Here is a 24,092-nt window from a genome sequence, read left to right on the forward strand (position 1 = left end):
TCTTAGTAATATAAATTCTGTGATTATATTTGATTGTTATTGAAAAAATATAAAATGAATCAAATCTTTGAAAACACGGCAACAGCTTTTGCCCTTAAATCGGACTCTGAATTAGAAAGAGCCTACTTTCTGTTTAAAATGATTTCCAATGAACCCTTGGTTAAAATGGGTTCAGCCATCACCAATTTTGCTTTAAAAGCACATTTACCGGTTGAAAGCTTAATCAAGTCTACAGTATTTGACCATTTTTGTGGAGGAATAAGCGAAGAAGACTGTCTTCCTGTAGTAGACAGTTTGTGGGAAAAGGGGGTAAGTTCCGTTTTAGATTATTCAGTAGAAGGACAGGACGAAGAACATCCATTTGATACAGCAACTGATATGATTCTGAAAATTTTGGATTTCGTAAAAGAAAAGGATTCAATTCCTTTTGCAGTATTTAAGCCCACTGGGTTTGGTCGTTTTGCATTGTATCAAAAAATGGGTGAGAGAAAGAAACTTACTAAAGAGGAAGAGGCGGAATGGCAACGAATAGTAAATAGGTATGATAAAGTTTGTAAAAAAGCCCATGATCTTGAAGTATCCTTATTAATAGATGGGGAAGAGAGTTGGATGCAGGATGCTGCAGATGAACTTGTGGAAACCATGATGCGGAAATACAATAAAAATAAAACTATCGTATTTAATACATTACAGACCTATCGTTGGGACCGTTTACCATACTTGAAATCATTGAACGAACGAGCTAAAATTGATGGTTTTAGAGTTGGCATGAAAGTGGTTAGGGGTGCTTACATGGAAAAAGAAAACGAACGAGCTGAAGAGAAAAATTATCCTACTCCAATCTGTAAAAGTAAAAAAGAGACCGATGATAATTTTAATGCCACTATTGCTTATATGGTTAATCACCTCGATACGATATCTATTTTTTCCGGAACCCATAACGAAGAAAGCTGTTATACGTTAATGGAGCTAATGGAAGAAAAGGGTCTTCCCAAAAACTATGATTTTATATGGTTTGGTCAATTATACGGAATGAGTGACCATATCTCCTTTAATTTGGCAGCGCATGGTTATAACGTTGCAAAATACCTGCCTTTCGGTCCGGTAAGAGATGTTATGCCTTATTTGATACGAAGGGCAGACGAGAATACTTCTGTAGCGGGCCAGACAAGTAGAGAACTAACACTATTAAAAAAAGAGCGCAAGCGAAGAAAAATGTAAATTAATAACGGTTCTATTGAACTTCGATTTGTTGAATAGTAGCTTTATTAATGCAGTTTTTCACAGTGAATTTCCATTCTCTTTCCTTTAATTTAGACGCTACGATATAAGTCTTACATGGAACAGTTTTGGTATTACTGTTACTGAAATCGACATCACCTTCGGTGAGTATATATGTTACATCTAAAGAGTCTAATTGATATTGTACCAATTTCAGTTTTACCTCTTCACTATAATGCATGGATTTGGAACGAATATCCTTTAATGTTCGGCAATTAGGAAGATAGCAAAAATACACTCCTGCTTCTTGAGACTTCTTTTTCAAGAACATGGTTAGAAAAACAATGCCTATAGACATACCTATCAAATAAAATCCCAACCTTTTAAGAAAATCCATTTTAGTTCTTTAACGTGTTAAAAGAGATCGCAAAATTATGCCTTTTAAAAGGATAGGAAAAGGAATGCTTTCAGTATTCTAAAAAATTAAAAAATTGATGTCGCTATATTGTAGATCAAACCATTCTCCAACAGATTTATTGGTAAGGATGCCATGGTACATATACAGGCCATTGCGTAATCCTTTATCAAAACGAAGAGAATTTTCTAATCCGCCATCTTCTCCGATTTTCAATAAATAAGGGGTGAAAATATTACTGATGGATACTGAAGCAGTTTTTGGATATCTAGATGGAATATTAGGAACACCATAATGAATGACGCCATACTTTTCCCTTGTAGGTTTATTATGATTAGTAATTTCGCTGGTTTCAAAACAGCCACCCGTATCGATACTTACATCGATAATTACCGCGCCTTTTTTCATATGTTCAACCATTGTACTTGAAACAACAACAGGTGATCTATCTTTTCCTCTGGTCGCACCTATGGCAACGTCACAGCGTTTTAAGGCTTTTAATAAATTTTTGGGTTGTATTGTTGATGTGTAAACAGTTTGCTTAAGATTAGTCTGAATATTTCGAAGTTTTGTTATTGAGTTGTCAAAAACCTTTACGTTTGCCCCGATACCAATTGCTGATCTGGCTGCAAATTCACCAACCGTACCAGCTCCTATAATAACAACTTCTACCGGAGGCACGCCGCTAATGTTACCAAACATTAGTCCGTTACCATTATTATTGGCTGCCATTAATTCTGCAGCAATCAAAACAGAAGATATTCCCGCTATTTCACTTAGTGATCGTACCGCAGGATATTTTCCTTCTTCATCTCGTATATATTCAAAAGCTATAGCAGTGATTCGTTTTCTTGCTAGTTCCTCAAAATATTCTTTGTATTGAGTTTTAATTTGAAGCGCTGAAATAATAACGGTCTGCGGATTAATAAATCCTATTTCTGATAGCGTAGGAGGCTCTACTTTCAAAATAAGGGGACAGGCAAAAACTTTTTTTGTATCCCTTGTGATTTCTCCACCTGCTTTGGTGTAATCTAAATCTGAATAATGAGCTCCTTCACCAGCGCCCGATTCTATTAAAACACGATGCCCATTAGATGTAATTGCATTTACAGCATCTGGTGTTAGGCAAATTCGCTTTTCTTGGTTTTGATTTTCCTTAGGAATTCCGATATGTAATTCCCCCTTATGTCTAAAAATCTCTAAAGTTTCTTCTTGCGGAAGTAGTTGTTGTTTACTAAATGGTGAAGTGGGTTGGCTCATAGATAATATATACATTATTCAAATCAGAGATTTGAAACTCAAATGTACAATTTTTAAAGAAATGAATTTCTACTTGACACGTGTAGTGAACACTAGTTTTAAAACTTAAAATGTAACCAACCTTGAATACGCTCTTGCAAGCCTTTTAAAATAGTCTCTATATTTCCGGTTGACATTTTTGTGTTTAATTCTTCAGACATTGATTTCATTTCAATTTCGTCTTCAATGTCAATTGATTTATCGAGCGATGTATGCTTATTATCAAAATCTTTTTGCTTCAGCTCTTCAAGTTCTGCATCTATTGCTTCCAAATCAATACCATGAACATGCTTATCGTATAAGGTTAGTCTAATAAAATACACAAATGGGATAGTTATCATACAGATAGGAATCAACCACCAAATATTGTCAGTGTCGAGATAGGAATCGGAATCAAAAAAGACCTCGAATAATTGAAATGCAAACATTGCAATTGGAATGATGATAATGTGATACCACCAATCTCTAGATGTTAAAAACCAAAAAATGAGCAAATAAAGAGGAACTATTTTACTTGTAAGAAACCACAAGTAAGTTTGAGTATCAGCAAAGCCATTATTACCCATAGTTAACCCTAAAATGGATACATCTCCATTAGATTCGTAAGGCAGATAATCATATACCTTGTATAAAAAAGGGGAAATAGCTATAAAAAACACAAGTAAAGATTCAAGAAAAATCTTTTTTTTGGCCTTCTTTTTTTTTACTTTATTTATCATTTGCAGTATAGAATTACTATATGCTAACGAAGTTTTAAGTAAATTATTATAAATAAAAAAAGAGCAATAAAATTGCTCTTTAATCTTTAATAGAAAAATTTAAATTAAATCCTTCTATCCAATTTTCTTTTGTCAACATTTATGTCCTGATTATCAAGATTGATAATTGGAGCAGCCATAGCTAAAAGAAATACACCTAATGCCAAAGAGGCAAGAAAAGTTCTTTTGTTCTTCATTTTCAAGGGATTTTTGGTTAAACATTTATTTGTTCTATTGCAAACGTAATAAATATTATACAAATAAAATGTGATTAAACGTTAAAATTATACACTTTAACCGAAAAAATGAACGTTTTGTCGATTCATATGTTTTTCATCGAAAAAATACAATAAAATATCATCTTAAACGATGGAAAATAAACATGTAGTCTTACGTTGCTTTAAAAACCAAAAATTTAAAAATTGTTGACCAGTATTAACTTTCTCGTTTTCTCATCTACTATCTCAATTTTGACTATCTGCGCATCTTGAGGAACTAAATTGGGTATTTTCTCCGGCCATTCCATAAAAACCCATTCATTTGTATTTAGATAGTCGTCTAGCCCCATGTCCATAGCTTCTATTTCATCATTTAATCGATAAAAATCAAAATGATAGCCAAGTAGTTCCCCATTTTCTAATGCATATTCATTTACAAGTCCGAATGTTGGGCTACTTACATTATCAGTACCGCCCAATTCTTTAACAAGTGCTTTTATTAACGTTGTTTTTCCAGCTCCCATGGGAGCGTAAAATGCGATAACCTTACTTTTAGAATATTGAATTATTTGGTTTGCAATTTTTTGCAGTCCATTTTCTCTATAAATAAATTCCATAAAATTTAATTTATTTAGGTTCTAAAACTACAAATGGTATAATCATTTCCTCTAAAGAAACGCCACCATGTTGATATGTATTTCTATAATAATTTACATAATGATTGTAGTTATTTGGATAGGCAAAAAAGAAATCATTTTTAGCAAAAATGTACGAACTACTCATGTTAATACTGGGCAAATAAATAGATTTAGGGTTTTTTATTGCTAAAACGTCATTTTTTTCATGTGTAAGACTTCGACCTGTTTTATACCTTAAGTTCAAACTTGTCTCACGGTCACCTACAACCTTTGACGGTGATTTTACATTAATGGTGCCATGGTCTGTTGTAATAATTAGTTTCATACCCAGTACTTGTGCTTGCTGAATTATTTCTAACATGGGTGAATTTTTAAACCAACTTGTCGTTAATGACCGATACGATTTGTCATTAGAGGCCAACTCTTTTATAACTTCCATTTCTGTTTTTGAATGGGAGAGCATATCCACAAAATTATATACGATTACTGTTAGGTCGTTATCCTTTTGTGATTTGAAATTTTGACTTAAGTGTTTGCCTTGTTTTAGGCTACTGATTTTGTGGTACTCCCACTTTAAATCAAGCCCGTTTCGCTTTAATTGCTCGCCTAAAAATTTGTTTTCGAATAAATTTTTACCTCCTTCATCGGTATCATTTTTCCACCAGTCTGGATATTTTTTTTCCATATCCAATGGTGTTAACCCCGAAAATATAGCGTTACGTGCGTACTGGGTAGCTGTAGGTAGAATACTATAGTAAGAATTTTCTTTTTTCTTTTTATAAAAGGAATTAACCGTGTCTTCAAATGCATACCACTGGTCATATCGTAAATTATCTACAACAAGTAATAGCGTCTTTTGGTTTTTAATTTCGGGTATAATCCACTCTTTAAATAGGGTATGTGACATTACTGGGGCATCTGCATCGGTGAACCAGTCTGTATAGTTGCGCTCTACAAATTTTCCAAATTGCTGATTAGCTTCAATCTTTTGAGATTCCAGTATTTCGAACATACCACTATCTTCGATCTCTTCTAACTGCAATTCCCAGTAAATCAACTTCTTATATAAGTCAGCCCATTCTTGGTATGTATTCACCATAGAAAGGTCCATTGCTATTTTTCTGAATTCCTGTTGATAATTACTGGTTGTTTTTTCAGAAATCAATCTAGAGTGGTCTAAATTCTTTTTAAGGGAAAGTAAAATTTGATTTGGATTGACAGGCTTTATAAGATAATCAGCTATTTTTGAACCAATAGCTTCTTCCATTATAAATTCTTCTTCACTTTTCGTAATCATTACTACAGGTATAGAACTATCAATAATCTTTATTTCAGAAAGGGTCTCTAAACCTGAAATACCGGGCATATTTTCATCTAAGAAAACAATATCTACTCTATTTTCGGCTAATTCTTCTAGCGCCTCCTGACCGCTTTGACAGGTGATGACCTGATAATTTTTTGCTTCTAAAAAAAGAATATGAGGCTTTAGTAAATCGATTTCATCGTCTACCCATAATATTTTTATCTTGTTCATTGATTCATTAATTTGACGATTATCAAATGCTATGTGATGCTTTTGTATAACTTTGAAATGTTAATTTCAGAAAAGACAAATCTATCTTGAAGACACCAAACAAATTGAAAATCTTTAATGATCCAATTTACGGATTTATTAGAATTCCCAACACGCTCATATTCGACCTAATTGCTGATCCATATTTTCAAAGATTACGTAGAATTTCTCAAATGGGATTGTCATATTTGGTTTATCCAGGTGCACATCATACTCGTTTTCATCATGCATTAGGGTGTATGTATTTAATGCAGAGGTCTATTCAAGTGCTTAGTTTTAAAGGAGTTGAGTTCACTCAAACTGAAGAAGATGGCTTATTGGGTGCGATACTTTTGCATGATATAGGACACGGTCCTTTTTCACATGCAATGGAACATAGTATCGTAGAAGGCGTGAGTCATGAGTTTATTTCGCTTCAGTTTATGCAGGAACTCAATGAGCGATTTAACGGAAGTTTAACGGAAGCAATTTCCATTTTTACCGGAAAACATCCTAAAAAGTTCTTGAATCAGTTGGTTTCAAGTCAGTTAGATATGGATCGACTTGACTATTTAAAAAGAGACAGTTTCTATACAGGAGTGGCTGAAGGAAACACCAATGCTGAACGATTGATAACCATGCTAAACGTTGTTGATGGTAATCTTGTGGTTGAAGAAAAGGGAATATATTCTGTTGAAAAATTCTTAATGGCAAGAAGGTTTATGTATTGGCAGGTCTATTTGCATAAAACCGGGGTAGTGGCCGAACAATTATTAATTAGTATTTTAAAAAGGGCACGATTTCTTATAAGAAAGGGAGTATCATTAAATTGCAGCAAACCTTTACATTTTTTCTTGACACATAAAATTAATAATAACAATTTTGACAAGGAAACCTTGGAAACGTTCGCAAAGTTAGATGATGTTGATATTCTTGCTGCTTTGAAAGAATGGCAATTTGAGGATGATTTTGTGCTTTCTGAGCTTTGTGAAATGATTATTAATAGGAAATTACTTCATATCAAGCTTAAAAAAGAGCCTATAAATGAGCGTAGATTTCAAGCTAAATTTGATAAAATTAAACAGCAGTATAGCTTAACCAATGAACAAACCTCCTATTTTGTTTTTAAGGGGGAATTGAAGAACAAGGCTTATGATAGGCAACATCAAAACATTAATATATTACGAAAAAATGGTAAAATTACAGATGTCGCTAAGTTATCTGATCACCTTAATTTAAATGCACTTTCTAAAACGGTGACCAAATATTATATGTGTTACCCCAAAGTGGCAGTTTAACTATTTTTCTTACTTTTACGCTCATGAAATTCACAGCAGGTCAGATTGCGGGTATTTTAGAAGGAGAAGTACATGGGAATCCAGAAATAGCCGTGCATAAACTTGCTAAAATTGAAGAGGGAGAGGAAGGTTCCCTAACATTTTTGGCGAATCCTAAATACACTTCTTTTATTTATAAGACCAAGTCTTCAGTTATCATAGTTAATAAAAGTTTTATTCCTGAGCAACACCTCACAACGACTTTGATAAAGGTAGATGATGCTTATAAATCATTTTCGAAATTGTTGGAGTATTATAACCAAGTAAAAAACAATAAGGTAGGAGTAGAGGAGCCTATTTTTAAATCTGATACGGCTACATATGGTTCGGATATTTATTTAGGTGCTTTTTCCTATTTAGGTAATAATGTAACGCTAGGTGATAATGTAAAGGTGTATCCCAACGTATATATTGGAGACAATGTTACCGTAGGCAATAACGTTACAATTTTTGCGGGTGCTAAAATTTATTCTGAAACTATCATTGGCGATAATTGTGTTGTTCATAGTGGAGTGGTTCTTGGAGCGGACGGATTTGGATTTGCACCAAATGATAATGGTGAATTTACCAAAGTGCCCCAGACCGGCAATGTGATATTAGAAGACAATGTAGATGTGGGTGCCGGCACCACTATAGATCGTGCTACATTGGGATCTACAATTTTAAGGAAAGGCGTAAAGTTGGATAACCAAATACAAATTGCCCACAACGTTGAAATTGGCGATCATACGGTTATTGCTGCTCAAACAGGTATTGCAGGGTCTACCAAAATAGGGAAACATTGTATGATTGGTGGGCAAGTGGGAATTGTTGGTCATATCATTATTGGTGACTTTGTAAAAATACAGGCACAATCAGGTATAGGAAGAAATGTAAAAGACCATGAAGTTTTACAGGGTTCACCTGCATTAAATTATGGCGAGTTTAATAAATCATATGTCCATTTTAAGAACTTATCAAGAATAATAAGTAGAATCGACACTTTAGAAAAGAAAGACTGACGATGAGTACAACAAGTATCAAACAAAGAACAATAAGTAAAGAGGTAAGTCTAACAGGTGTAGGTTTGCATACGGGTAGCGATGTTACCATAAAATTTTTACCTGCAAATGAAAACCATGGCTATGCTTTTAAAAGGATAGATTTGGAGGGCGAGCCTATTATTCCTGCAGATGCCAACCTAGTGGTGAATACCCAAAGAGGCACCAATTTAGAGAAGAATGGTGTTAAAATTCAAACTTCTGAGCATGTTTTAGCGGCCTTAGTTGGTCTAGAAATTGATAATGTTTTAATTGAATTGAATGCAGCAGAACCACCGATAATGGATGGTTCCTCTAAGTTTTTTGTAGAAGTATTGGAAAATGCTGGAATCATAGAGCAAAATGCGGTGCGGGAAGAATACATTGTTAAAGATGTTATCACTTTTAAAGATGATACTACTGGTAGTGAAATAACTGTTATTCCTTCTGATGAATATCAAGTGATGACCATGGTAGATTTTGGAACCAAAGTTTTAGGGACCCAAAATGCTACTTTAGATAAAATATCAGATTTTAAGTCGGAAATCTCTAATGCTCGTACCTTTAGTTTCCTTCATGAGTTAGAAATGCTTTTAGAAAATGGACTTATAAAAGGAGGGGATTTAAATAATGCCATCGTTTATGTGGATAAGGAAATTTCTGAAGCCACAATGATGAAATTAGAAAAGGCGTTTGATAAAAAGAAGCTATCCGTAAAGGCAAACGGTATTTTAGATAATCTTACATTACACCAACCTAATGAAGCAGCTAGGCATAAGCTTTTAGATGTCATAGGAGATTTGGCGTTAGTCGGAACTCGCATACGAGGTAAGGTTATTGCAAATAAACCTGGGCATTATGTGAATAACCAGTTTGCTAAGAAGCTTGCGCAAATTATTAAATTGGAAAAGCGAAATAAAGTTCCTAAATACGATTTAAGTTTGCCTCCATTGATGGATATCCATAAGATTATGGATATGTTGCCACATAGACCTCCCTTTTTGTTAATAGATCGTATAATTGAACTTTCTAAAGAGCATGTAGTGGGTATGAAAAATGTGACCATGAACGAACCATTTTTTATGGGTCACTTTCCTGGAGCTCCAGTAATGCCTGGGGTACTTCAGGTAGAAGCTATGGCACAAACTGGCGGTATTTTGGTTTTAAGTACCGTTCCCGATCCAGAAAATTATTTGACTTTATTTATGAAAATTGATAAAGTGAAATTCAAAAGACAAGTATTACCTGGTGATACATTAATATTCCATTGTAGTTTAATTACACCAATTAGAAGAGGTATCTGTCATATGCAAGCCTATGCCTATGCCAATGATAAATTGGTTAGCGAAGCTGAATTGATGGCGCAAATAGTTAAAAGAACATAGCATGAACCAACCCTTGGCTTATATACATCCTGGAGCTAAAATCTCTAAAAATGTAGTAGTTGAACCCTTTACCACTATTCACAATAACGTGACCATCGGTGATGGAACATGGATAGGCTCTAATGTGACTATCATGGAAGGTGCTCGCATTGGAAAAAATTGTAGTATTTTCCCAGGAGCTGTGATATCCGCGTCTCCCCAAGATTTAAAATATGATGATGAAGAAACTACCGTAATAATCGGTGATAATACCACTATTCGGGAATGCGCAACCATACATAAAGGAACTTCTGACCGTATGAAAACGGTTATTGGAAAAAACTGTCTAATCATGGCGTACTGTCATGTAGCCCATGATTGTTTGGTTGGTGATAACTGTATATTTTCGAACAATTCAACCTTGGCAGGTCATGTTACAATAGGAGATAATGTGATACTGGCAGGATTGGTAGCTGTGCATCAATTTGTATCTGTAGGTCAACATGCTTTCGTTACCGGAGGTTCTTTGGTTCGAAAAGATGTGCCGCCTTATGTAAAGGCTGCAAGAGAGCCATTATCCTATGTTGGTATAAATTCCATAGGGTTAAGAAGACGAGGGTTTACATCTGATAAAATTAGTGAGATTCAAAATATTTATCGAATTCTATATCAAAAGAACTATAATAATTCGCAAGCGCTTCAAATTATTGAAGCAGAAATGGAAGCAACACCTGAACGTGATGAAATACTTCAATTTATACGCGATTCTCAACGCGGTATTATGAAAGGTTATTTCAGTAATAACTAGGCTCATCTATTTTTATCTAAATTAAGTCAACAACACCTAATACTATATTTTAATGGCATCTACTTCAGATATTCGAAAAGGACTATGTATACGTTATAACAATGATATTTATAAGATTATTGAATTTTTACATGTAAAGCCAGGTAAAGGACCTGCATTTGTGCGCACAAAATTAAGGAGTGTTACTTCGGGTAAAGTCTTGGATAATACTTTTTCAGCGGGACATAAAATTGAAGATGTACGGGTAGAAACTCGTTCTTATCAATATCTGTATTCAGAGGAGGAAACCTATCATTTTATGAATACTGATGATTATAACCAAATTACATTACAAAAAACATCTTTAGATGCACCAGGCTTAATGAAAGAGGGTGTCGTTGTAACAATTTTATTTAATACTGAAGATAGCATGCCTTTATCAGTAGATATGCCTGCAAGTGTTGTTTTAGAAGTCAGTTATGCAGAACCAGGTGTAAAAGGAAATACAGCTACAAATGCTACAAAACCTGCAACTGTTGAAACAGGTGCAGAAGTGAATGTTCCTTTATTTATTAATGAGGGTGATAAAATTAAAGTAGATACTGCTACCGGTTCTTATATGGAGCGTGTAAAAGAATAATCTTATAGTACTTAACTACTAATAATCTAACCTTACTTTTGAAATTCCCTACTACATTTTCATTAAAACAAATCGCAGAAATTATTTCATGTGAATATGTAGGTAATGAAGATTTTCCAGTATTTGGAATGAACGAAATTCATGTAGTTGAGAACGGTGATATCGTATTTGTTGATCATCCTAAATATTATGATAAAGCTTTGAAATCTAAGGCTACAGTTGTTTTAATAAATAAAAAAGTGGATTGTCCAGATGGGAAAGCCTTGTTGATTTCAGAAGACCCATTTAGAGATTTTAATAAACTGACTACTTTTTTTCAACCGTTTTTACCATCGAACTCCTCTATATCGAATACAGCAAAAATTGGAAAAAACACCATTATTCAGCCGAATGCTTTCATAGGGAACAATGTTGAAATAGGAGATAACTGCTGTATTCACTCTAATGTTTCAATTTATGATAATTGCATTATTGGCAATAATGTAACTATTCATGCAGGAAGTGTATTAGGCGCCGATGCGTTCTATTATAAAAAACGCCCAGAAGGTTTTGATAAGCTAATATCTGGCGGAAGGGTAGTTTTGAAAGATAATGTTGATATTGGTGCGCTTTGTACCATTGATAGGGGAGTGACAGGAGACACAACAATAGGATTTGGGTCAAAACTGGATAATCAGGTGCATGTTGGGCATGATACAGTTATTGGTGAAAAATGTTTAATCGCTTCCCAAACGGGAATTGCAGGTTGTGTGATACTAGAGGATGAAGTAACCCTTTGGGGTCAAGTTGGTACAAATAGCGGAATTACAATAGGTAAAAATGCAGTGATAATGGGTCAAACCGGTGTGACTAAATCGGTGCCGGGAGGTAAAAGTTATTTTGGTACTCCGATAGAAGAATCTCGTGAGAAATTGAAACAATTAGCGTATATAAAGAAGATTCCAGAAATAATTAAAAAATTGGATAAGAAATAAGCGTGTTAATGCTTTAAAATTCATTGGCAAACCTATATTTTTGTACAAATAAAAACTACAGTAGTATGAGCGTATTAGTAAATAAGGATTCCAAAATAATCGTACAAGGGTTCACTGGTAGTGAAGGTACTTTTCATGCCGAGCAAATGATTGAGTACGGCACTAATATCGTAGGCGGTGTTACTCCAGGAAAAGGAGGACAAGAGCATTTAGGAAAACCTGTTTTTAATACGGTCTCTGAAGCTGTTGAAAAAGTTGGAGCCGATACAACTATTATATTTGTTCCGCCAGCTTTTGCTGCAGATGCTATTATGGAAGCTGCAGAGGCAGGTATTAAAGTTATAATTACTATTACCGAAGGGATTCCTGTTGCCGATATGGTAATGGTTGCAAACTATATCAAGAATAGAGATTGTCGTTTAATCGGTCCTAACTGTCCTGGTGTTATTACTCCAGGTGAGGCAAAAGTGGGTATTATGCCAGGTTTTGTCTTTAAGAAGGGTACTGTTGGTATCGTATCTAAGTCAGGTACTTTAACCTATGAAGCAGCTGATCAGGTTGTTCGTCAAGGTTTGGGTATTACAACGGCTATTGGTATCGGTGGTGATCCAATTATTGGCACAACAACAAAAGAAGCTGTCGAACTTTTAATCAATGATCCAGAAACAAAATGTGTGGTTATGATTGGTGAGATTGGTGGTCAATTGGAAGCTGATGCTGCGCTATGGTACAAGGCAAGTGGTAGTAAGAAGCCAGTTGTTGGTTTTATTGCAGGTGAAACTGCACCAGCTGGCAGAACAATGGGACATGCAGGTGCTATTGTTGGTGGTAGTGATGATACTGCCCAGGCTAAAAAGCGTATTATGCGTGAATGTGGAATCCACGTTGTTGATTCTCCAGCAGAGATAGGTTTAAAAGTAAAAGAAGTAATGGGTTAATAACCCATATTGCTCATATAAAATCCCGTTAGTAGCGGGATTTTTTGTAGCCTATAAATTAAACAAAACTTATATTTGGTAAACTACGGTAGTAAATAGTCGATATATGAAATTATTAGAAGGTAAAAATGTAATCATTACAGGAGCAAGTAGGGGAATAGGAATGGGAATTGCCCAAGTATTTGCAGATCATGGTGCTAATGTTGCTTTTACATATAGTTCAAGCGAAGCACCAGCACTTCAATTAGAAAAAGAGTTAAATGCTAAAGGGGTAAAAGCCAAGGCCTATAAAAGTAATGCAGCGAATTTTCAAGAATCCGAAAAATTAGTGACTCAAGTTTTAGAGGATTTTGACGGTAGAATTGATGTTTTGATTAATAATGCTGGTATTACAAAAGATAATCTTCTAATGCGTATGTCCGAAGCAGATTTTGATGCGGTTATCGATATCAATTTAAAATCGGTTTTTAATATGACAAAAGCTGTTCAACGTACATTGTTGAAGCAACGTAGTGGTTCTATCATAAATATGAGTAGTGTGGTAGGGGTAAAAGGAAATGCAGGGCAAACAAATTATGCGGCATCTAAAGCTGGTATGATTGGATTTACAAAATCGGTCGCACTTGAATTAGGTTCTCGAAATATAAGATGTAACGCCATTGCACCTGGATTTATCGAGACAGAAATGACCGAAAAACTTGATGAAAAGACCGTTCAAGGTTGGAGGGATGGAATTCCTTTAAAACGTGGTGGTTCTCCAGAAGATATTGCAAATGCATGTCTGTTCTTCGCTTCAGATTTATCAGGTTATGTTACTGGTCAAGTCTTGAATGTTGACGGTGGTATGTTGACCTAATTTGTTTAAAAATAATCTGCTCACTCGATTATTCAACTATTTCTATTGAAGCAAAATAGCATCTAATCCATGGAAACCATAACAGTATTGTATATTATTCTTGCTGCTATTGTTGCTTTGGCTATTGTTGCGCTTCAGTATATATACAAACAAAAGGCTAAAAGTAAACTCTATTTACTTTTAGCCTTTTTTCGTTTTATAGGAATATTTGGTATTTTACTTCTGCTTATAAACCCTCAATTCTCTCAAAAATCTTATACGTTGGAAAAACCAAATTTGGTGATTTTGGCAGATAATTCAACTTCTGTTTCTGAAAGTGGAAATGAACTTATACATCTAATTTCTCAAATAGAAGATACCAAAGAAATTTCAGATAGGTTTAATATAAGAACCTATCAATTTGGTGCAGAACTAAGTACGCTAGACAGTTTAACATTTAAGGATAAAAACACCAATATCTACAAACCGCTTTCTGCATTGAAAGACGTTTATGCACGAGAACAGACGGCAATCCTATTATTGTCTGATGGTAATCAAACTGTTGGTCAAGATTATAGTTATTTTAAACCTGACAAGAATACTACCCTATATGCGGTTGTACTGGGTGATACTACTAAATATCAAGATGTATCGGTAGGGCCTATTTTAACTAATAAATATGCCTTTTTGAAAAATAAGTTTCCGTTAGAGACTTATGTCTCATACCAAGGAAAAACAAATATTTCAGCTACGGTATCTATAAAAATAAATGATAAAGTTATTTATAGGGAAAATATAAATTTGGATTATGAGTCTAATTTAAAAACCATTTCTACTCAAATTGATGCGAATGTTGTAGGATTAACCAATATAGTAGTAGCGGTTACTCAATTACCAGAAGAAAGAAATATTTCCAACAACCAAAGATCAACACGTATTGAAGTTATTGACGAAAAGACTAAAATTGCGTTAATATCTGATATATTACATCCAGATTTAGGAACGCTAAAAAAATCGATTGAGAGCAATGAACAAAGAGAAGTAACTATTTTAAAATCGAATACTACATCTAGTACTTTGGAGGAAATGGACTTATTTATATTCTATCAACCCACAGCTCGTTTTAAAAATAGTATGGACTATGCAACTAGTAAAAATGCCAACACCTTTTTCATAACTGGTACACATACTGATTATTCGTTTTTAAATAAAGCCAATATAGGTTTTGAAATTGAAAATGGTTATCCAAAACAAGAGGTTTTTGGATTGTTGAATAATGCGTTTACTACATATGATATTTCTGAATTTGACCTAACCGATTTTCCGCCAATGGAAAGTGATGCTGGACCTATAGTTTTTCAAAAACCCTATGAAACCTTATTAGGTACGCAAATAAAAGGACTGAATGTAGAGAGGCCCCTTTTGGCAATTTTAGAAGATGCTTCAAAAAAGCAATCATTGCTGTTGGGGGAGAACCTATGGAAATGGCGTATGCAGACGTATAGAAATACAGGTGATTTTATCAATTTTGATGAATTTATGGGCAACTTCATACGGTATCTAACGAGTGCGAAAAATAAATCGCGTTTAAATGTTGATTATGAAAAGATATATGAAGGTAGTACCAATGTTATAATCACCGCTACCTATTTTGATGAGGCCTTTTTGTTCGATTCTAATGCAAAAGTAAAAATTACGGTTACCAATACGCAAACGAATAGGAGTCAAAGTAATCCTATGGTATTAAAGAATGGTTATTTTGAAGCAGATCTGTCTAACCTTATGGCAGGTGAATATGAATTTATTGTATCGGTAGAAAATGAATCTAAAACTGATAAGGGTTCGTTCGTTATTTCAGAATTTGACATGGAAAATCAGTTTGTATCTAGTGATTATTCAAAAATGAAAAAATTGGTAACTGATTCTGGTGGCAAGCATTTTTATGCTTCTCAAATGGAAGCTATAAAGCGGGAGTTAATAGATGACATTGCTTACGTTTCTACAGAGAAAAGCGTTGAAAATATCGTATCTTTGATACAATTGAGAATTCTTTTGGCCATCATAATTTCTGCTTTTGCAGCAGAGTGGTTTATTAGAAAATATAACGGATTAATTTAAAAAAAACGAATGGACAAATTACCAAAGATTGCATTACCTGCAATATTTATTTTTATTGTATTGATTATAGGAATATCAAAATCTACCGTCACCATAGACTCAGGTCAGGCAGGGGTTTTATATAAAACGTTTGGAGGAGGTGTTGTCACCGATGAGGCTCCAATGGGTGAGGGATTTCATATGGTAGCTCCTTGGAATCGGGTGACTATTTATGAAGTACGACAACAAGAAGTTCTTGAACAAATGAATGTATTGTCAAGTAATGGTCTGGATATTAAACTGGAAGCATCTGCTTGGTTTGAACCAATACGTAAGGATTTAGGGAAATTGCATCAAGAAAAGGGACAAGATTATATACAAAGGGTTCTTTTGCCAACAATTAGATCAGCAGCTCGTTCAGTGGTTGGGCGATATACACCAGAACAATTGTACTCGAGTAAAAGAGATGCAATCCAACAAGAGATTTTTGACGAGACTCAGAAAATAGTGGAAGGACAATATATTCAATTGAATGAAATACTTGTAAGAGATGTTACATTGCCCCCGACTATAAAGGATGCTATCGAGAGAAAATTAAAGCAAGAACAAGAATCATTGGAATATCAATTTCGATTAGTTACCGCTAAAAAAGAGGCTGAAAAAGTTACCATTGAAGCACAAGGTAAAGCAGATGCTAACCGTATTTTAAGTGCGTCTTTAAATGATCAAATTTTAAAGGATAAAGGAATCGATGCTACCTTAAAATTAGCAGAATCACCTAATTCTAAAGTAGTCATTGTAGGCGGTAGCGACGGACTACCACTAATTTTAGGAGATAACTAAAGTACTACTAGAACGTTTTTTTGATTCATTTTAAACATTTGTTTTGTGAAATCAAAAATACGTTTTACTTTTACATCAGAATGAAAAACAGAACTACACATCATCATTTCTATACAGACGCTCAGGCGAGGTAGAAATGTATTGTAGTAGTACAACATATTTTAAAACCCGTTTGAGCAATCAAACGGGTTTTGTATTTCATCCAGTTTTGATTGCCAAGCATTAAATGAAACAAATGACAAAAATTAGAATTGCTATTCAGAAATCAGGAAGGTTAAACGAAGAATCCCTTCAAATTTTAAAAGATTGTGGTATCTCAATCGATAATGGGAAAGAACAGTTAAAGGCATCTTCAAGAAATTTCCCTATGGAGGTGTTCTATCTTAGAAATGGTGATATTCCTCAATATCTAAGGGATGGTGTAGTCGATATCGCTATTATTGGAGAAAATGTTTTGGTTGAAAAAGGGGAAGATATTACCATTGCTGAAAAACTTGGTTTTTCGAAATGTAAAGTTTCTCTAGCGGTACCTAAGTCCTTCAAATATAACTCGGTATTGGATTTTGAAGGGAAACGTATTGCAACATCGTATCCAAATACCGTAATCAATTATTTGAAAGAAAAAGGGGTACGTGCTGAATTACACATTATTAGTGGTTCTGTAGAAATTGCCCCAAATATTGGTTTGGCCGATGCAATCTGTGATATTGTCTCTAGTGGAAGCACCCTGTTCAAAAATAATTTGAAAGAAGTCGAAGTAATGCTTACAAGTGAAGCAGTATTGGCCGTTTCTCCAAAAATTTCTGAAGAGCGCAAAGGCTTACTAGAGAAATTGCAGTTTCGTATTCAGTCAGTTTTAAGAGCTAGAGGTTCTAAATATGTGTTACTCAACGCTCCAAATGAAAAGCTAGATGGAGTTTTAAGTCTATTGCCCGGAATGAGAAGTCCGACCGTACTTCCGTTAGCTGAAGAAGGTTGGAGCTCTGTTCACACGGTTATCAAGAAAGATTCTTTTTGGGAAGTTATCGATGAGTTGAAAAAAGTGGGAGCAGAAGGAATTTTGGTTTGCCCTATTGAGAAGATGGTATTGTAATCCATTATAGAAAGTACTATTTAATTTTGTGGTAAAGATGAAGGATAGCATTACAGTTGATAAATAACATGTTTGTGAAGTTCCAAAAAGCTAACAACTATCAACCAGCAACTAAATTTATAATGAATAAAATTTATAATCCCAAAAGAGAAGACTGGAAAGACGTTCTAAAACGTCCTACCCAAACGGTAGCAGATATTGAAGGATTGGTTAATGTTATTTTTAAAGAAGTAGCCCAAGCTGGTGATGTCACGTTAAAGAAATACACGCAAAAGTTTGATAAGGTCTACCAGGAAGATATGTTGGTGTCCGAATCTGAAATTGTAGAAGCTAAAGATTTAGTTTCTAATAATTTGAAAGAGGCTATTCTATTGGCTAAATCGAATATAGAAGTATTTCATAGAGCTCAAAAAACGGATAAGGTAGAAGTGGAAACGGTAAAGGGTGTTTTATGTTGGCAAGAAAAACGGCCTATTCAAAAAGTCGGACTTTATATTCCTGGGGGTACGGCGCCTTTGTTTTCAACAATTTTGATGCTGGCGGTACCCGCTGCTATTGCTGGCTGCAAAGAAATTGTGCTTTGTTCTCCTCCAGATAAAGAAGGGAAACTAAACCCTGCTATATTATATACCGCTAATTTATGTGGAGTTACTAAAATTGTAAAAGTAGGTGGGATACAGGCGATTGCGGGAATGACCTTTGGGACAAAGAGTATTCCACAGGTTTATAAAATTTTCGGACCAGGAAATCAATATGTTACCGTAGCCAAGCAAATTGCTACAAAACATGGGGTAGCTATCGATATGCCTGCTGGTCCATCAGAATTATTAGTTGTGGCAGATGATTCGGCGAATGCTTCATTTGTAGCATCAGATTTATTGAGTCAAGCAGAGCATGGCATTGACAGTCAGGTTATTTTAGTATCAACTTCACAATCATTGATTAATGCTGTTGAAAAGGAGGTTGAATTGCAATTAGAAGATTTACCCCGTAAAGAAATTGCAAGACAAGCCATTGCCAACAGTAAACTTATTTATGTTGAAAGCGACCAAATAGCCATTGATTTAATTAACGAATATGGTCCTGAACACTATATAGTCTGCGTAGAAAACGAAGATTTTTATATTGACAACACACAAAACGCTGGTTCAGTATTTATCGGTAATTATACACCTGAAAGTGCGGGAGATTACGCATCAGGAACCAATCATACCCTACCTACCAATGGATATGCCAAGCAGTATAGTGGTGTGAATTTAGATAGTTTCTTGAAGAATATGACATTTCAGAAAATATCAGAAGAAGGCATTCAGTCCATTGGTAATGCAGTAGAATTAATGGCAGAGGCAGAAGGGCTACAAGCGCATAAAAATGCGGTTACGTTGCGATTAAATAGTTTAAAATAATTGTCATTTCAGCTATGCCTACCTGCTAAAGAGGTAGACTCAATGACCTTACAGTAATGAATTAATGAATTTCAATTTAGATAGAATAACAAGAGAAAACGTGAAGGGTTTAAGTCCGTATTCCTCAGCACGAGATGAGTATGTGTCCGATGGGTCTATGATGGTTTTTTTAGATGCGAATGAGAATCCGTTCGAAAATGGTGTCAATCGATATCCGGATCCACAACAACGAGCCTTAAAAACTATAGTAGCTGAACAGAAGGGCATTAAATGCGAAAATATTCTATTAGGCAATGGTAGTGATGAAGTGTTAGATTTATTGTTCAGAGCATTTTGTGAGCCTAAAGAGGATAACATCATCACCCTGCCTCCAACCTATGGCATGTATAAAGTCTTATCTGGTATTAACGTGGTTGAAAACAGAGAAGTTTTATTGACCGATGAATATCAACCCAATGTATCTGCAATAAAAGAACAGATTAATAGCAATACTAAATTGTTGTTTATCTGTTCGCCAAATAACCCTACAGGAAATAGTTTTTCTAAGGAACGCATTCAAGAACTGTTAGAATCTTTTAATGGCCTAGTTGTTATTGATGAAGCGTATATTGATTTTTCATTGGAAGAAAGTTGGACTTCTAAATTAGCGAAGTACCCTAATTTAATAGTGACTCAAACCTTATCTAAAGCATATGGTATGGCGGGTATACGTTTGGGTATTTGTATAGCTTCCGCAGAAATCATTTCTGTATTGAATAAAATAAAACCACCGTATAATGTAAATCAGTTGACTCAAGAACGAGCATTAAATAGGGTGTTGGACCAAAAATCTGTTCAAACAGAGGTAGCAACTATTTTAGCCGAACGGAAAAAGTTAATTACAACATTAGAAACGGTTTCATTTGTATCTAATATATACCCAACAGACGCCAATTTTATTTTAGTGAAAGTAGATGATGCTACCAAACGCTACAATCAATTGCTAGAAAAGAGAATTGTAGTAAGAAACCGAACAACTCAACCATTATGCGAAAATACGTTGCGTTTTACGGTGGGGACATCCGAAGAAAATAGTAAAATAATTACCGCTTTAAAAACATTATCAAATTCATATGGAAAGTAAAAAACGTGTATTGTTTATTGACCGTGACGGTACCATGATTAAAGAAACTGTTGATGAGCAGATAGATGCTTTTGAAAAGATGATATTTTATCCAAAAGCCTTTTCCTTTCTGGGTAAAATAGCTAAAGAGCTAGATTATGAATTGGTAATGATTACGAATCAGGATGGCTTGGGTACTGATGTTTTCCCGGAAGATACATTTTGGCCGGTTCATAATTTCATTCTTAAATCTTTCGAAAATGAAGGGGTCTTCTTTGATAAGGTATTTTTAGATCGAACTTTTCCACATGAAAATGCTAATACTAGAAAACCTGGAACTGGATTGTTGACGGAGTATTTTTCTGAAGCGTATGATTTGGAAAACTCCTTTGTTATAGGTGACCGATTAACGGACATGGAATTGGCTAAGAACCTTGGCTCTAAGGGTATTTTTATTAATGATGAAACGAACTTAGGTACAGGAGAAATCACTGTGAAACGCGATGAATTAGATCCTTATATCGCTTTTGAGGATAATGATTGGGAGCAAATTTATGAGTTTTTAAAATTGAAGAACAGAACGGCTGAAATTCATAGAAAAACCAATGAAACTGATATTGTCATAAAACTCAATTTAGACGGAATAGGTAGAAGTGATATCAAAACCGGATTAGCTTTTTTCGACCACATGTTGGATCAATTGGCACGTCACGGTCAGATGGATTTGACCATTAAGGTAGATGGTGATTTAGAAGTAGATGAGCACCATACCATTGAAGATACGGGTATTGCCCTCGGAGAAGTTTTTAATACTGCCCTTGGTAATAAATTAGGGATTGAGCGATATGGTTTTTGCTTGCCAATGGATGATTGTTTGGCGCAGGTAGCAATCGATTTTGGAGGTCGTAATTGGCTGGTTTGGGATGCCGATTTTAAACGTGAGAAAGTAGGGGATATGCCTACCGAAATGTTCCATCACTTTTTTAAATCGTTCACCGATGGCGCCAAAGCTAATTTGAACATCAAAGCAGAAGGTACCAACGAACACCATAAAATAGAAGCCATCTTTAAAGCTTTTGCAAAAAGCATAAAAATGGCCGTAAAAAGAGATGTAGAGAAAATGGTATTACCCAGTACCAAGGGAATTCTATAGTAGTACTAAGTATGGCGTACAAAGTCTTATGCTCACAAAATTTACTTTAGACTTAATACTTAAATAATGAAAATTGTTATCATAAATTACGGAGCGGGAAACATTCAAAGCATTAAGTTCGCTATTAAGCGCTTAGGTTATGATGCAGTGTTAAGCAGTGATGTTTCTGAAATACGAAATGCCGATAAAGTTATATTTCCCGGTGTTGGCGAGGCAAGTTCTGCCATGAAAAAGCTTAGGGGTTGCAGTCTAGATGAAATTATACCAACCTTAAAACAACCAGTACTCGGTATTTGTTTGGGCATGCAACTCATGTGCAACTCATCTGAAGAAGGTCATACAATCGGACTTGGTATTTTTGATGTGGATGTTGTTAAGTTTGATTCTTCTGAGAAAGTCCCACAAATAGGATGGAATCAGATTAATAATTTGAAATCCGATTTATTCGAAGGAGTAACTGAAAACGAACATATTTATTTAGTGCATAGTTTTTATGCTCCGTTGTGTGCAGAAACGTTAGCTGAATGTTCTTACGGAGTTGATTATAGTGCCGCCCTACGAAAAGATAATTTTTATGGGACTCAATTTCACCCGGAAAAGAGCAGTGATGTCGGTGAAAAGATTCTCGAGAATTTTTTGAACATGTAATGGAACAAGAATATTATATTTCCACGGATAAAAACCAATTGAATGTTGCTGCTATTCGACAGTTCATTACCACTTCGTATTGGGGTGATAATAGAACTTTAAATGAAGTAAAACAAACGATTGAAAACTCATATTGTTTTGGCATATATACCCAGAAAAATGAGCAAATTGGTTTTGCAAGGGTAGTTACCGATTATATTTATTTTGGATATTTTATGGACGTTATTATTTTTGAAAAATTCCAAGGAAAGGGGTTTGGTAAAATATTAATAGAGCATATGTTAGAAGATGCTACCATAAAAAAACTTAAAACTTTAGCTTTAAAAACAAAGGACGCCCATGCATTATATGAGCGCTACGGATTTAATAAAATAGGAGATTCACCTTTGTGGATGTCAATTGATAGACAAATATTAGAGTAGAAAATGAGAATTATTCCAGCTATAGATATTATTGATGGTAAGTGTGTTCGACTTTCGAAAGGAGATTATACAACCAAAAAAATATATAATGAGAATCCGTTAGAGGTTGCCAAAGAATTTGAGTCACATGGTATTAAACATTTACATTTGGTTGATTTAGATGGTGCCAAGTCCAAACACATTGTCAATCATAAAGTGCTGGAATCAATAGCGTCACAGACCAAGCTGCAAATCGATTTTGGTGGCGGATTAAAAACCGATGAAGATTTGCGTATTGCTTTTGAAAGTGGTGCTAAACAGATTACGGGTGGTAGTATTGCTGTAAAAGATGCAGAGACTTTTTTAGGATGGATTGAAAAACATGGAGCAGATAAAATAATATTAGGTGCTGATGCGATGGATGAAAAAGTAGCAGTTTCAGGATGGCAGGAGGAATCTAAGGAAGAGCTGATTCCCTTTATTCAGTTGTATCAAACCAAAGGAATACACTATGTAATTTGTACTGATATTAGTAAGGATGGTATGTTAGAAGGTCCTTCGTTTGAATTGTATCAACGTATCTTGGAACAGACGAAAAATTTAAAACTAATTGCTTCCGGAGGAATTTCTACTTTTGATGAATTGCCTAAATTGGCTAAAATGGGATGCGAGGGTACCATAATCGGTAAGGCAATCTATGAAAATCGAATTAGTTTGAAGCAGTTAGAAACTTATATTTTAAGCCATGGATAAGGAAACACAGTTAGTTGAAGAATTGGTTAAAAATGCGCTGTACCGAATAGATGAGAATACGCGTATGATTAAAAAAAGCCTGACCGAGATTTCTGAGGAGGAAGTTTGGCAGAAACCAAACGCATCATTGAATAGCATAGCAAATCTACTATTACATTTATGTGGTAATATTTCACAATACATTATTTCTTCTTTAGGAGAAAATGAAGATGACCGACAACGTGATGGTGAATTCTCAGCAATGGGCGGACTCACTAAAGTTGAAGTACTTGAGAAATTGGAAGATGTAGTTGATACAGCAAAACGAGTCATTTTTGATGCCACTCCAAACCAATTGGTGAAAATGAGGTCGGTACAAGGGTTTTCATTATCAGGGGTAGGGATTATTCTTCATGCTGTTGAACACTATTCTTATCATACTGGGCAAATTGCTTTTTGGGTAAAAGAATTGAAGAATAAAGATTTGGGCTTTTATGATGGGATGGATTTGAATTTCAAAAATGGTACTACGTTATGAGTACAAAAAACGAGGTAATTGGTGCAAAAAAACAAAAATAAAGAACAGACAAATACTTGGTACTTTTTACGCTGTACTAAATAC

At 34.8% G+C, this 24,092-nt stretch carries 25 protein-coding genes; 19 read left to right on the forward strand and 6 right to left on the reverse strand.

The window, feature by feature from the left end; genetic code table 11:
* Positions 1 to 54 precede the first annotated feature (54 nt).
* Positions 55 to 1,221, forward strand: a complete 1,167-nt coding sequence (locus tag ES765_RS10465; protein WP_138113947.1) for a proline dehydrogenase family protein — start codon at positions 55 to 57, stop codon at positions 1,219 to 1,221.
* Between the two features lie 13 nt (positions 1,222 to 1,234).
* On the opposite strand, the gene ES765_RS10470 is transcribed toward ES765_RS10465, so the two are convergent.
* The 6 genes from ES765_RS10470 to ES765_RS10490 form a co-directional block, all read right to left on the reverse strand.
* Positions 1,235 to 1,618 carry a DUF4258 domain-containing protein gene (locus tag ES765_RS10470; protein WP_138113949.1) on the reverse strand — a complete coding sequence of 128 codons (384 nt, stop codon included), beginning with the start codon at positions 1,616 to 1,618 and terminating at the stop codon, positions 1,235 to 1,237.
* Positions 1,619 to 1,696: 78 nt separating this feature from the next.
* On the reverse strand, positions 1,697 to 2,896 hold the full coding sequence (locus ES765_RS10475) for an alanine dehydrogenase (protein ID WP_138113951.1): 1,200 nt from the start codon (positions 2,894 to 2,896) through the stop codon (positions 1,697 to 1,699).
* 98 nt (positions 2,897 to 2,994) lie between these two features.
* Entirely contained in the window at positions 2,995 to 3,654 is a 660-nt protein-coding gene (locus ES765_RS10480) for a hypothetical protein (RefSeq protein WP_138113953.1), read from the reverse strand.
* Between the two features lie 104 nt (positions 3,655 to 3,758).
* On the reverse strand, positions 3,759 to 3,890 hold the full coding sequence (locus ES765_RS22585; RefSeq protein ID WP_262710680.1) for a hypothetical protein: 132 nt from the start codon (positions 3,888 to 3,890) through the stop codon (positions 3,759 to 3,761).
* 218 nt (positions 3,891 to 4,108) lie between these two features.
* Positions 4,109 to 4,528: a tRNA (adenosine(37)-N6)-threonylcarbamoyltransferase complex ATPase subunit type 1 TsaE gene (gene tsaE / locus ES765_RS10485; RefSeq protein WP_138113955.1), complete on the reverse strand. Its 420-nt coding sequence runs from the start codon at positions 4,526 to 4,528 to the stop codon at positions 4,109 to 4,111.
* Between the two features lie 10 nt (positions 4,529 to 4,538).
* Positions 4,539 to 6,083 carry a PglZ domain-containing protein gene (locus ES765_RS10490; protein ID WP_138113957.1) on the reverse strand — a complete coding sequence of 515 codons (1,545 nt, stop codon included), beginning with the start codon at positions 6,081 to 6,083 and terminating at the stop codon, positions 4,539 to 4,541.
* Between the two features lie 86 nt (positions 6,084 to 6,169).
* Between ES765_RS10490 and ES765_RS10495 the strand changes: the two genes are divergently transcribed.
* From ES765_RS10495 to ES765_RS10580, 18 genes are all read left to right on the forward strand, one after another.
* Entirely contained in the window at positions 6,170 to 7,399 is a 1,230-nt protein-coding gene (locus ES765_RS10495) for an HD domain-containing protein (RefSeq protein ID WP_138113959.1), read from the forward strand.
* A gap of 23 nt (positions 7,400 to 7,422) precedes the next feature.
* Entirely contained in the window at positions 7,423 to 8,439 is a 1,017-nt protein-coding gene (lpxD, locus tag ES765_RS10500) for a UDP-3-O-(3-hydroxymyristoyl)glucosamine N-acyltransferase (protein WP_138113961.1), read from the forward strand.
* A 2-nt stretch (positions 8,440 to 8,441) separates the two neighbouring features.
* Positions 8,442 to 9,842 (forward strand): bifunctional UDP-3-O-[3-hydroxymyristoyl] N-acetylglucosamine deacetylase/3-hydroxyacyl-ACP dehydratase, encoded by a 1,401-nt coding sequence (locus ES765_RS10505; RefSeq protein ID WP_138113963.1) that lies wholly within the window; start codon positions 8,442 to 8,444, stop codon positions 9,840 to 9,842.
* A 1-nt stretch (position 9,843) separates the two neighbouring features.
* Entirely contained in the window at positions 9,844 to 10,629 is a 786-nt protein-coding gene (gene lpxA / locus ES765_RS10510) for an acyl-ACP--UDP-N-acetylglucosamine O-acyltransferase (RefSeq protein WP_138113965.1), read from the forward strand.
* Between the two features lie 52 nt (positions 10,630 to 10,681).
* Positions 10,682 to 11,248 carry an elongation factor P gene (efp, locus tag ES765_RS10515; protein ID WP_138113967.1) on the forward strand — a complete coding sequence of 189 codons (567 nt, stop codon included), beginning with the start codon at positions 10,682 to 10,684 and terminating at the stop codon, positions 11,246 to 11,248.
* 38 nt (positions 11,249 to 11,286) lie between these two features.
* A complete protein-coding gene (locus tag ES765_RS10520) occupies positions 11,287 to 12,222 on the forward strand; it encodes a UDP-3-O-(3-hydroxymyristoyl)glucosamine N-acyltransferase (RefSeq protein ID WP_138113969.1) in 936 nt (311 codons plus the stop codon).
* 65 nt (positions 12,223 to 12,287) lie between these two features.
* On the forward strand, positions 12,288 to 13,160 hold the full coding sequence (gene sucD, locus ES765_RS10525) for a succinate--CoA ligase subunit alpha (RefSeq protein WP_138113971.1): 873 nt from the start codon (positions 12,288 to 12,290) through the stop codon (positions 13,158 to 13,160).
* A gap of 106 nt (positions 13,161 to 13,266) precedes the next feature.
* Entirely contained in the window at positions 13,267 to 14,016 is a 750-nt protein-coding gene (gene fabG / locus ES765_RS10530) for a 3-oxoacyl-[acyl-carrier-protein] reductase (RefSeq protein ID WP_138113973.1), read from the forward strand.
* A 69-nt stretch (positions 14,017 to 14,085) separates the two neighbouring features.
* A complete protein-coding gene (locus ES765_RS10535) occupies positions 14,086 to 16,113 on the forward strand; it encodes a VWA domain-containing protein (protein WP_138113975.1) in 2,028 nt (675 codons plus the stop codon).
* A 9-nt stretch (positions 16,114 to 16,122) separates the two neighbouring features.
* Positions 16,123 to 16,935 (forward strand): prohibitin family protein, encoded by an 813-nt coding sequence (locus ES765_RS10540; protein ID WP_138113977.1) that lies wholly within the window; start codon positions 16,123 to 16,125, stop codon positions 16,933 to 16,935.
* A gap of 235 nt (positions 16,936 to 17,170) precedes the next feature.
* A complete protein-coding gene (gene hisG / locus ES765_RS10545) occupies positions 17,171 to 18,028 on the forward strand; it encodes an ATP phosphoribosyltransferase (RefSeq protein ID WP_138113979.1) in 858 nt (285 codons plus the stop codon).
* Between the two features lie 122 nt (positions 18,029 to 18,150).
* Positions 18,151 to 19,434, forward strand: a complete 1,284-nt coding sequence (hisD, locus tag ES765_RS10550; RefSeq protein ID WP_138113981.1) for a histidinol dehydrogenase — start codon at positions 18,151 to 18,153, stop codon at positions 19,432 to 19,434.
* 64 nt (positions 19,435 to 19,498) lie between these two features.
* Positions 19,499 to 20,557 (forward strand): histidinol-phosphate transaminase, encoded by a 1,059-nt coding sequence (gene hisC / locus ES765_RS10555; protein ID WP_138113983.1) that lies wholly within the window; start codon positions 19,499 to 19,501, stop codon positions 20,555 to 20,557.
* Positions 20,547 to 21,689 (forward strand): bifunctional histidinol-phosphatase/imidazoleglycerol-phosphate dehydratase HisB, encoded by a 1,143-nt coding sequence (gene hisB / locus ES765_RS10560; protein WP_138113985.1) that lies wholly within the window; start codon positions 20,547 to 20,549, stop codon positions 21,687 to 21,689. The genes hisC and hisB overlap by 11 nt, the downstream gene beginning before the upstream one ends.
* A gap of 66 nt (positions 21,690 to 21,755) precedes the next feature.
* Complete coding sequence (hisH, locus tag ES765_RS10565; protein ID WP_138113987.1) at positions 21,756 to 22,337, forward strand: imidazole glycerol phosphate synthase subunit HisH; 582 nt, start codon at positions 21,756 to 21,758, stop codon at positions 22,335 to 22,337.
* A complete protein-coding gene (locus tag ES765_RS10570; RefSeq protein ID WP_138113989.1) occupies positions 22,337 to 22,759 on the forward strand; it encodes a GNAT family N-acetyltransferase in 423 nt (140 codons plus the stop codon). Before hisH ends, ES765_RS10570 begins: the two co-directional genes overlap by 1 nt.
* 3 nt (positions 22,760 to 22,762) lie before the next feature.
* On the forward strand, positions 22,763 to 23,491 hold the full coding sequence (hisA, locus tag ES765_RS10575) for a 1-(5-phosphoribosyl)-5-[(5-phosphoribosylamino)methylideneamino]imidazole-4-carboxamide isomerase (protein ID WP_138113991.1): 729 nt from the start codon (positions 22,763 to 22,765) through the stop codon (positions 23,489 to 23,491).
* Positions 23,484 to 24,008: a DinB family protein gene (locus ES765_RS10580; RefSeq protein ID WP_138113993.1), complete on the forward strand. Its 525-nt coding sequence runs from the start codon at positions 23,484 to 23,486 to the stop codon at positions 24,006 to 24,008. Before hisA ends, ES765_RS10580 begins: the two co-directional genes overlap by 8 nt.
* The last annotated feature ends 84 nt before the right edge of the window (positions 24,009 to 24,092 follow it).

This window comes from Maribacter sp. ACAM166, assembly GCF_005771495.1.
Classification (GTDB): Bacteria; Bacteroidota; Bacteroidia; order Flavobacteriales; family Flavobacteriaceae; genus Maribacter.

Bases quoted from the DNA above. Each gene is read 5' to 3' on its own strand.
- ES765_RS10465 (WP_138113947.1), top strand. From the start codon at position 55: ATGAATCAAATCTTTGAAAACACGGCAACAGCTTTTGCCCTTAAATCG.
- ES765_RS10470 (WP_138113949.1), bottom strand. From the start codon at position 1,618: ATGGATTTTCTTAAAAGGTTGGGATTTTATTTGATAGGTATGTCTATA.
- ES765_RS10475 (WP_138113951.1), bottom strand. From the start codon at position 2,896: ATGAGCCAACCCACTTCACCATTTAGTAAACAACAACTACTTCCGCAA.
- ES765_RS10480 (WP_138113953.1), bottom strand. From the start codon at position 3,654: ATGATAAATAAAGTAAAAAAAAAGAAGGCCAAAAAAAAGATTTTTCTT.
- ES765_RS22585 (WP_262710680.1), bottom strand. From the start codon at position 3,890: ATGAAGAACAAAAGAACTTTTCTTGCCTCTTTGGCATTAGGTGTATTT.
- tsaE (WP_138113955.1), bottom strand. From the start codon at position 4,528: ATGGAATTTATTTATAGAGAAAATGGACTGCAAAAAATTGCAAACCAA.
- ES765_RS10490 (WP_138113957.1), bottom strand. From the start codon at position 6,083: ATGAACAAGATAAAAATATTATGGGTAGACGATGAAATCGATTTACTA.
- lpxD (WP_138113961.1), top strand. From the start codon at position 7,423: ATGAAATTCACAGCAGGTCAGATTGCGGGTATTTTAGAAGGAGAAGTA.
- ES765_RS10505 (WP_138113963.1), top strand. From the start codon at position 8,442: ATGAGTACAACAAGTATCAAACAAAGAACAATAAGTAAAGAGGTAAGT.
- lpxA (WP_138113965.1), top strand. From the start codon at position 9,844: ATGAACCAACCCTTGGCTTATATACATCCTGGAGCTAAAATCTCTAAA.
- efp (WP_138113967.1), top strand. From the start codon at position 10,682: ATGGCATCTACTTCAGATATTCGAAAAGGACTATGTATACGTTATAAC.
- sucD (WP_138113971.1), top strand. From the start codon at position 12,288: ATGAGCGTATTAGTAAATAAGGATTCCAAAATAATCGTACAAGGGTTC.
- fabG (WP_138113973.1), top strand. From the start codon at position 13,267: ATGAAATTATTAGAAGGTAAAAATGTAATCATTACAGGAGCAAGTAGG.
- ES765_RS10535 (WP_138113975.1), top strand. From the start codon at position 14,086: ATGGAAACCATAACAGTATTGTATATTATTCTTGCTGCTATTGTTGCT.
- ES765_RS10540 (WP_138113977.1), top strand. From the start codon at position 16,123: ATGGACAAATTACCAAAGATTGCATTACCTGCAATATTTATTTTTATT.
- hisG (WP_138113979.1), top strand. From the start codon at position 17,171: ATGACAAAAATTAGAATTGCTATTCAGAAATCAGGAAGGTTAAACGAA.
- hisD (WP_138113981.1), top strand. From the start codon at position 18,151: ATGAATAAAATTTATAATCCCAAAAGAGAAGACTGGAAAGACGTTCTA.
- hisC (WP_138113983.1), top strand. From the start codon at position 19,499: ATGAATTTCAATTTAGATAGAATAACAAGAGAAAACGTGAAGGGTTTA.
- hisB (WP_138113985.1), top strand. From the start codon at position 20,547: ATGGAAAGTAAAAAACGTGTATTGTTTATTGACCGTGACGGTACCATG.
- hisH (WP_138113987.1), top strand. From the start codon at position 21,756: ATGAAAATTGTTATCATAAATTACGGAGCGGGAAACATTCAAAGCATT.
- ES765_RS10570 (WP_138113989.1), top strand. From the start codon at position 22,337: ATGGAACAAGAATATTATATTTCCACGGATAAAAACCAATTGAATGTT.
- hisA (WP_138113991.1), top strand. From the start codon at position 22,763: ATGAGAATTATTCCAGCTATAGATATTATTGATGGTAAGTGTGTTCGA.
- ES765_RS10580 (WP_138113993.1), top strand. From the start codon at position 23,484: ATGGATAAGGAAACACAGTTAGTTGAAGAATTGGTTAAAAATGCGCTG.